This is a genomic window from Lagierella sp., from assembly GCF_029983815.1.
In the GTDB taxonomy this organism is placed as follows: domain Bacteria; phylum Bacillota; class Clostridia; order Tissierellales; family Peptoniphilaceae; genus Mediannikoviicoccus.
Window position 1 is genome coordinate 1 of the sequence record NZ_JASBYU010000033.1, and the last position, 6,850, is coordinate 6,850.

The 6,850-nt window shown below is 27.4% G+C and carries 7 protein-coding genes; 5 read left to right on the plus strand and 2 right to left on the minus strand.

From position 1 onward, the window contains the following. Nucleotides 1–209: 209 nt before the first annotated feature. The 5 genes from Q1K37_RS08245 (at nucleotide 210) to Q1K37_RS08265 (ending at nucleotide 4,350) form a co-directional block, all read left to right on the plus strand. Complete coding sequence (locus Q1K37_RS08245) at nucleotides 210–677, plus strand: hypothetical protein (RefSeq protein WP_300411226.1); 468 nt, start codon at nucleotides 210–212, stop codon at nucleotides 675–677. Next, nucleotides 677–1,333 (plus strand): ThiF family adenylyltransferase, encoded by a 657-nt coding sequence (locus tag Q1K37_RS08250; protein ID WP_300411228.1) that lies wholly within the window; start codon nucleotides 677–679, stop codon nucleotides 1,331–1,333. Before Q1K37_RS08245 ends, Q1K37_RS08250 begins: the two co-directional genes overlap by 1 nt. A 147-nt stretch (nucleotides 1,334–1,480) precedes the next feature. Next, nucleotides 1,481–2,617: an arginase family protein gene (locus Q1K37_RS08255; protein ID WP_300411230.1), complete on the plus strand. Its 1,137-nt coding sequence runs from the start codon at nucleotides 1,481–1,483 to the stop codon at nucleotides 2,615–2,617. Between the two features lie 15 nt (nucleotides 2,618–2,632). Further along, nucleotides 2,633–3,157: an isochorismatase family protein gene (locus Q1K37_RS08260; protein ID WP_300411232.1), complete on the plus strand. Its 525-nt coding sequence runs from the start codon at nucleotides 2,633–2,635 to the stop codon at nucleotides 3,155–3,157. 2 nt (nucleotides 3,158–3,159) lie between these two features. Beyond that, complete coding sequence (locus tag Q1K37_RS08265) at nucleotides 3,160–4,350, plus strand: hypothetical protein (RefSeq protein ID WP_300411234.1); 1,191 nt, start codon at nucleotides 3,160–3,162, stop codon at nucleotides 4,348–4,350. 875 nt (nucleotides 4,351–5,225) lie between these two features. Here Q1K37_RS08265 and Q1K37_RS08270 read toward each other — a convergent pair. Together Q1K37_RS08270 and Q1K37_RS08275 are read right to left on the minus strand one after the other, a co-directional pair. Then, nucleotides 5,226–5,726, minus strand: a complete 501-nt coding sequence (locus Q1K37_RS08270) for an IS630 family transposase (RefSeq protein ID WP_300411235.1) — start codon at nucleotides 5,724–5,726, stop codon at nucleotides 5,226–5,228. Between the two features lie 5 nt (nucleotides 5,727–5,731). Next, nucleotides 5,732–6,250 carry a helix-turn-helix domain-containing protein gene (locus tag Q1K37_RS08275; RefSeq protein ID WP_300411084.1) on the minus strand — a complete coding sequence of 173 codons (519 nt, stop codon included), beginning with the start codon at nucleotides 6,248–6,250 and terminating at the stop codon, nucleotides 5,732–5,734. Nucleotides 6,251–6,850: the final 600 nt, after the last annotated feature.

Sequence of the window (6,850 nt, forward strand, 5' to 3'; positions counted from 1 at the left end):
CGCATTTTTCAATGCGTTTAAAGGTTTTGGTATGTATTCAACTGTCAAACTCTCGTTTCGTGAAAAACAGGACATTTCAATATGGACAGAGGTTTTTTTGTATTCAATTTTAAACTACTAGCTCTTAATTCCATTATTTTGTTTTTAACAATAAAAAACGATTGCACTATTAAAAAATTATGATATAATAAAATAAAAAGGAATTAATTATGTATTTTAAAAGACCGAAAATTAGAAAGCACATTTTAGTTATCCCATATAATAATAAAGTCTCAATCGGGAATACTTATCAATCTGCCATAGAAATAGAAGATGAAACGGGAATTATAAAGGAAATACTTTTTTTGTGTGATGGAATAAATACCGTTGATGATATATTTAGAGTTGTTAATCATAATGATAATAGAGTTACTAAAAAAGAAATCGTTGAATTGATAGACCAAATTTCAAATTACCCATATCTCATGGAAGAAGGAGTAGAATTATCTGAAATACCCGAGAAACTATTAAAAAGGTATAGTAGAAATTTAAATTTTCTATCTAACTTTGATAAATGGGGAGACAAAAAACACCAATATTTATGCAATATTATAAACTCAACTGTTATTGTTTTAGGACTTGGTGGAGTTGGTTCTCCAATAGTATACGATTTAGCAGCGCTTGGTGTAAAAAAATAGTGGCCGTAGATTTTGATTTAGTTGACGAGACAAATTTAAATAGGCAAATTCTTTATAGGGAAAAGCATATTGGAGTTAAAAAGACAGAAGCCGCTAAAGACACAGTAAACGAATTTAATTCCAATGTTGATTTTATAGGGTTGGACCGTAGAATTAATTCTGTAAAAGATTTAGAAATTATCATTAATCTTTATAAACCGAATTGTTTAATATGTGCTGCGGATAAACCTCCAGTAAAAATATATAAATGGGTAAATGAAGCTTGTATTAAAAACAATATACCGTATATATATGGGGGTAACACTGAGACAACTGCTTTTTTTCAAACTGTTATACCTCATACTTCATCTTGCTTTGAATGTTATGAGTATCATTTGGAAAATAATTTTAACAAAGAAGGATACGCAAAATATTTATCCATCTTAAAAAATAGTTACTCTTCGGAAAACAATTGCACTGCAGCTTCGTCGTCAGCGTTAGCAGCATTTATGATTTTTGATTTTATACGATTAATAGCTGAATTTGAAAAACCTTTGTCATTAAATAAAAGGACATTTATAGATTTTAAAACGGATGAAATAGATTCAGAATATATTCCAATTAATAAGAATTGTCCAATATGTTCAGTACATAATTTTTCTGATAAGGAGGTGTAGACATGAAGATTGAAATCAAAGAAGTAGACAAGGTTGAATTAACCAAAAGAGGAGGAAGAGGAGGTTCTGGAGAATCCAGAATGTAAAACAATAAAAAAGATATTGTTAATTATTAACAATATCTTTTTTGAATTGAGGAGTATTGCATTGCTGAAATTAAATTATGATATATTAACTATAAACAAAATTGCTGATCATTACTTAGTAAAGAATATTTTGAATGGTAAAATCTTAGAAACAAGTGAAGATGTTATTAAAATCATGAATTATATGAGGAATTATTTTACTATTGAAGAATGTGCTATTAAATTTAATTTAGAACGAAAAGTCGTAAGTTCTATTGTGTCTGAAATCAGAAAAATTGGTGGTATGATTGGAGATGATGTAAGTAATATTACTTCTAATTTTACATATTTATCCAATGCTTTTTTTGATTCAAATAATGAGCCAGAATTAGGAAGAGTAGGTTTATTAGGAATTCCATATGATGGCGCAACTACTGGAGCAAGTGGTAGTAAATTGGCCCCTAATATAATTAGAAATTATACTTCCGATTATACTGCTAAATATACTAGGATTGATGGAGAACCATATATATCTTATCCTAATATTGATGTTTTCAAAGACGAAAAAATTTTTGATTTGGGAGATATATGCTTATTGCCTGGAGAATCTTCTTATGAAGTACATAAAAGGATAAAAGGAATATATAAGAATCAGATACTCAATCATAGAAATAAAATAATCGCAATTGGAGGTGATCATTCAATTACCTATCCAATACTAGACAGCTTTAACAAAGATTTTATTTTAGTAAAATTTGATGCTCACTATGATGACAATTTAATTCTGAATGATGTTGTTAATCATGCGAATTATATTAGCGCAGCTCGTAATATTACAAAGATGAGAGATGTTATTCATGTAGGAATTAGAGAGTTAAGAAAACCAGGACTAGAAAAAAGCGGTTTTGTTTTATCAGCAGATGATTATATTAAGCATGGATTTGAAAAAATTAACAGGTATATAAGTACTGCTGAAAGCACAAATTTTTATATTTCTATAGATTTAGATGTTTTAGATCCTAGTATAGCACCAGGAACAGGCTTTACCTTACCTTTTGGGCTTAAAACAAATGAGATATTTGATATAATATTAAAATTAAAAAAAATTGGAAATCTTATTGGAGCAGATATTGTTGAATACAATCCGTTATTAGACAAAAACAATAACACATTATACACGGCTTTAGATATATTAAGATTTTTAATAAAAAATTTATAAGTAGAGGATAATATTATGGATGCAATAATTATATTAGATTTACAAAAGGGAATATTAAAGAAAAAAGATTTTTCTATTGTTTTAAATAACATTAAAAAATTAATTTTTGAGTTCAAAAAGAATAATAATATAGTTATACTTACTAAACACATTTCGAATGATACTGATAGTCCCTATTATATCGAGTCTAGTGACGTTGATATACCAGAAGAAATTCTGGGTTTTGGAGATTATGTGATTGAAAAGACATCTTGTAATCCGTTTTATAGGACTAATCTTTCTAGAATTTTAACTGATAATGATGTTTCAAAAGTATACATATGTGGATTTAATACAGAGTATTGTTGCTTATTTTCAAGCATTTTATGTGCTGACAGAGGATATAAAACTTTTTTTATAGAAGATGCTTCAGGAACATTTGGAGATGAATTCATTTATGAAATGCCAGGAATTGATATAAATGATTTTATTGGTTCAATACTTAATTGGTCTGGAGAAGTTCATGTTTTATATACGCATGAATTTTTAGATGGGTTTTAATTATGAAAGGAATAGAGTTAGATAGTAATAATAGCGTAAAAAAATATAGAAGTAAAGTATTCTTTTTCGATGATCTTATTATTAAGAAAGAAGAGGAAACTAACAATATCTATCTTGGTAGAACAAGAATTGACAAATATGTAATTATCCCCGAAATAGGGGAAAATATAATAAGTCTACTGCTTGAAGGACATACAATCGAGGAAGTATTTTATAAAATGAATTCAAAACATCAAGATATTGAACCTAGCGACATAGTTGACTTTATAATGGAGTTATCAGATTTAAATTTTATTAAAAAAGCATTTGATAAGGAGTATGAAACAATAATAGATAAGTCTGATTATGGCATCAACATAATAATGAATAATAACATATTATCGAAGTTGATTTTTAACAAATTTTGTGGTATATTATTTGTCATAATAATTCTTGTGACGCTTATATTTCAGTTGTTTATTAATAAATATTCTATATTACCATCTTATAAAGAATATTTTTGGTCTGAATCATTATTATTGGTTGTATTAATTACTCCAGTGTTTGATATAATTACAGGTTTAGCACATGAGTTTTTTCATTTTTTAGCAAGCAATTTATTTGAAGAAACATCTGCTAAATTCTCTTTAAGTCATAGGTTGTTAAATCTAGTATATCAAACAAGAATAAAAAACATTTGGTTAGTACCTAAAAATAATAGGTATTTGATTTATTGTGCTGGAATGATGATTGATATATTGATTATATGTATATTCATGTGGTGCACATTTATATTTAATCATGATTCCACAATTTTTAAGTTTTCTAGATTCGCTATTTTATATTTAGAATTCGGGGTAATATTTCAATTTAAATTTTACATGAAAACTGATGTATATTATTTTCTAAGTGATTTCTTTAACAAGCCTAATTTATTTGACGATAGTTTAATGCTTGTAAAAAAAAGGTTTCTTTTGATAGATAAATCGGATTCGGTGGATTATATAACAGTTTTATTTGGTGTGTTTATTCTCTGTGGTAGCATAATAGACGTTTTTATTACTTTAAACTATATAGTACCATCAATAAAATACTATTTATACAATCTCTTTAATGGTAACTTTAACGTTGGAAGTATTATATCACTAGTGTTTTTTGTTGTTTATTATTCTATAATTGGATATTCAATTATGAAAGAAAAAATGAGTATATAATTTTAGGAACCGCATATATCGGTAAAAATAAGCTTTCTTTAAAGAAATAAAAGATGCAAATTAAACTAACAGACCAAAGTTAAAAAATAAGTAGCTTAATGTTTAAAAAATATTAACTTTATCCCGAAATTTAGTTTTTATATTGGTAATAATGTTATTTTTCAAATTCATAGAATTCACGTAATTTCATGGTTTGCTTAACTATATTGCATACCTGGAATTTAACTTTTTAGTTTTAATATAAACAAGAGACCCTCTTATAATAATATTGTTATGGAAGAAGTTATATAATTGAGGGTATAACAAGCTATTCAAGGAGATATATTTATACTAAGTATGGTCTTGGATATCTTTACTATGATTAAGCGTAGTAGAGAATTTGAGCTACCTGATCAAAAATACTATATTTGACAGCAAAAAAAGAGAAAAACTCCTGTAAGCCTTGCAATAGCTTGCTTACAGAGGATTGCTCTTTAAATTAATTTTGCACAACGTTTTTGATTTTCGTATTTTTAAAATTTTTTCTTAACTTTTGAGCAGCAATAACTTCCATATCCGTATTAAAACAAGAAATTTCATGTAATTTATCAGTCAATTCAGTTTTTGTGTAAGTAGGGATATATAAATCTCTTTTCCTCCATTTTTTACCTTAGTGAGCTCCATAGCCCTTTGTCGTCCCCGCTCATAAGGATTTCTATTTCCAATTATTTCTTTGATTCGTTCTAAAGTTCCAATTGTTTCAACAATTTTGTTAATTCTTTTTTCCTTAACGTAAATAGATTCAACAATATAAAAAGAAATAGCATTTTAAGATTTAGAAGTTTGAAGTCTCATGATAATATCGCTCCTTTATATTGATTTCATCTATTCTGCATTTAAAATGGGACTTCTAACCAATCTTTACTCGTAATACTTTTCACCATATCTTTTGTAATCATATTTATAGTTTCACATAATCTGTCTACCACATCTGCTAGAAAATTAAAGAATTCATTCTTGAATCCCATAGATCTTATTTGTTTCCAAATTTGTTCTATGGGGTTCATCTCTGGAGTGTATGGTGGAATATGCGTAATAACTATATTTTCAGGTGTATTAAGTGTCTTTGATTTATGCCAAGATGCACCATCACAAACTAGTAAAATCACATCATCACTATATTGTTTAGACAATTCTTGTAAAAAGACATTCATACAATCTGTATTACAATATGGCAGGATTAAAAAGAAATTTTCACCTGTGATAGGCTCTACTGCTCCATAAGCATATCTATATTCTCTTATGTGATGACATGGTACTGATGGTCTTATTTTATTGTTACACCAGCAGTATTTTGGCTTGTTTATGCGACCAAATCCAGCTTCATCCTGAAACATAATTCTTACTTGTTTGTGTGGGTAAACGTTTCTAAGTTCTTGAGCTTTGGATTTAATTTTTTTGAGGTCTCTATGACCTCCTCTTTTGCCTTCTTAGGATGTTTACTTCTTGGCATTACTTTTCTAAACCCATTTCTATTTAAAACTCTGTAAATTTGACCAGTTCCTATAGAATGACCAACACGTTCTCTATATGCTTTTTCTATTTCCTTTGCTGTAACTATTTGTCCTTTTTGTGCTTTTTCTTCAAATTGTTTTAAAAACTCCTTTTCTTCTTCTATGGACAAATTTCTAAGATTTCCAGGTCTTTTCTTGTTTTTTAAAGCTTCTACAGAATTTTCTTTATAGGCTTTTAACCATGTGAATATAGTTAATCTTCCAACATCTAATTTCTCAGCGATGGATTTTGCTGTATATCCACTAAGTTTTAATTTTATGGCCTTAAGTCTTATATATTCTCTTTTATTATTTGTTTTTGACATTGCGTCTTCAATATTTTTAATTTCTTGTGTTATATTTTCCATGCTTATATTCTACCAAATTCCAGAGTAAAATACGTCTTATTTTAATAGGATTTTAGTATCATAGCACATTGCGAGATGTTATGAAATACAAAATTATAAATTTGACATAAAAACGCGTTTTTCAAAACGTTCAAAGGTTTTGGTATATATTCAACTGTCAAATCTCTTAAAAGTTCACTTTGCTTTACTCATTCACTAAGTTCCTTAAGTATTTATTTGAAAACTAAGGAAAATGATAAAATTAACTAATGAACTAAATAAACTTAGACAACATTATGGAATTGTTAAGTTGACTAATTCAATAATATATGGTATAGTTTTAAAATGGCAACGTTACCACAATATAATTTCGAGGTATTAGATATGAATTAGTCCTTTGGATATCGACGAGTATAACGTTCCATTTGAAGTAATAAATACTAACCAAGACAATAAACAAAATAATGATATAGTAAAGACTGTTCGAGACGAAGAGAAAGTGATACTATTTTTATACAAACATACAAAAGAGCATAATGACTTTATAAAAGTTGATAAAATTTTATTGTCAAGTCCATAATATTGTGTAAATTAATCTAGTACAATATTTAATCTATCATT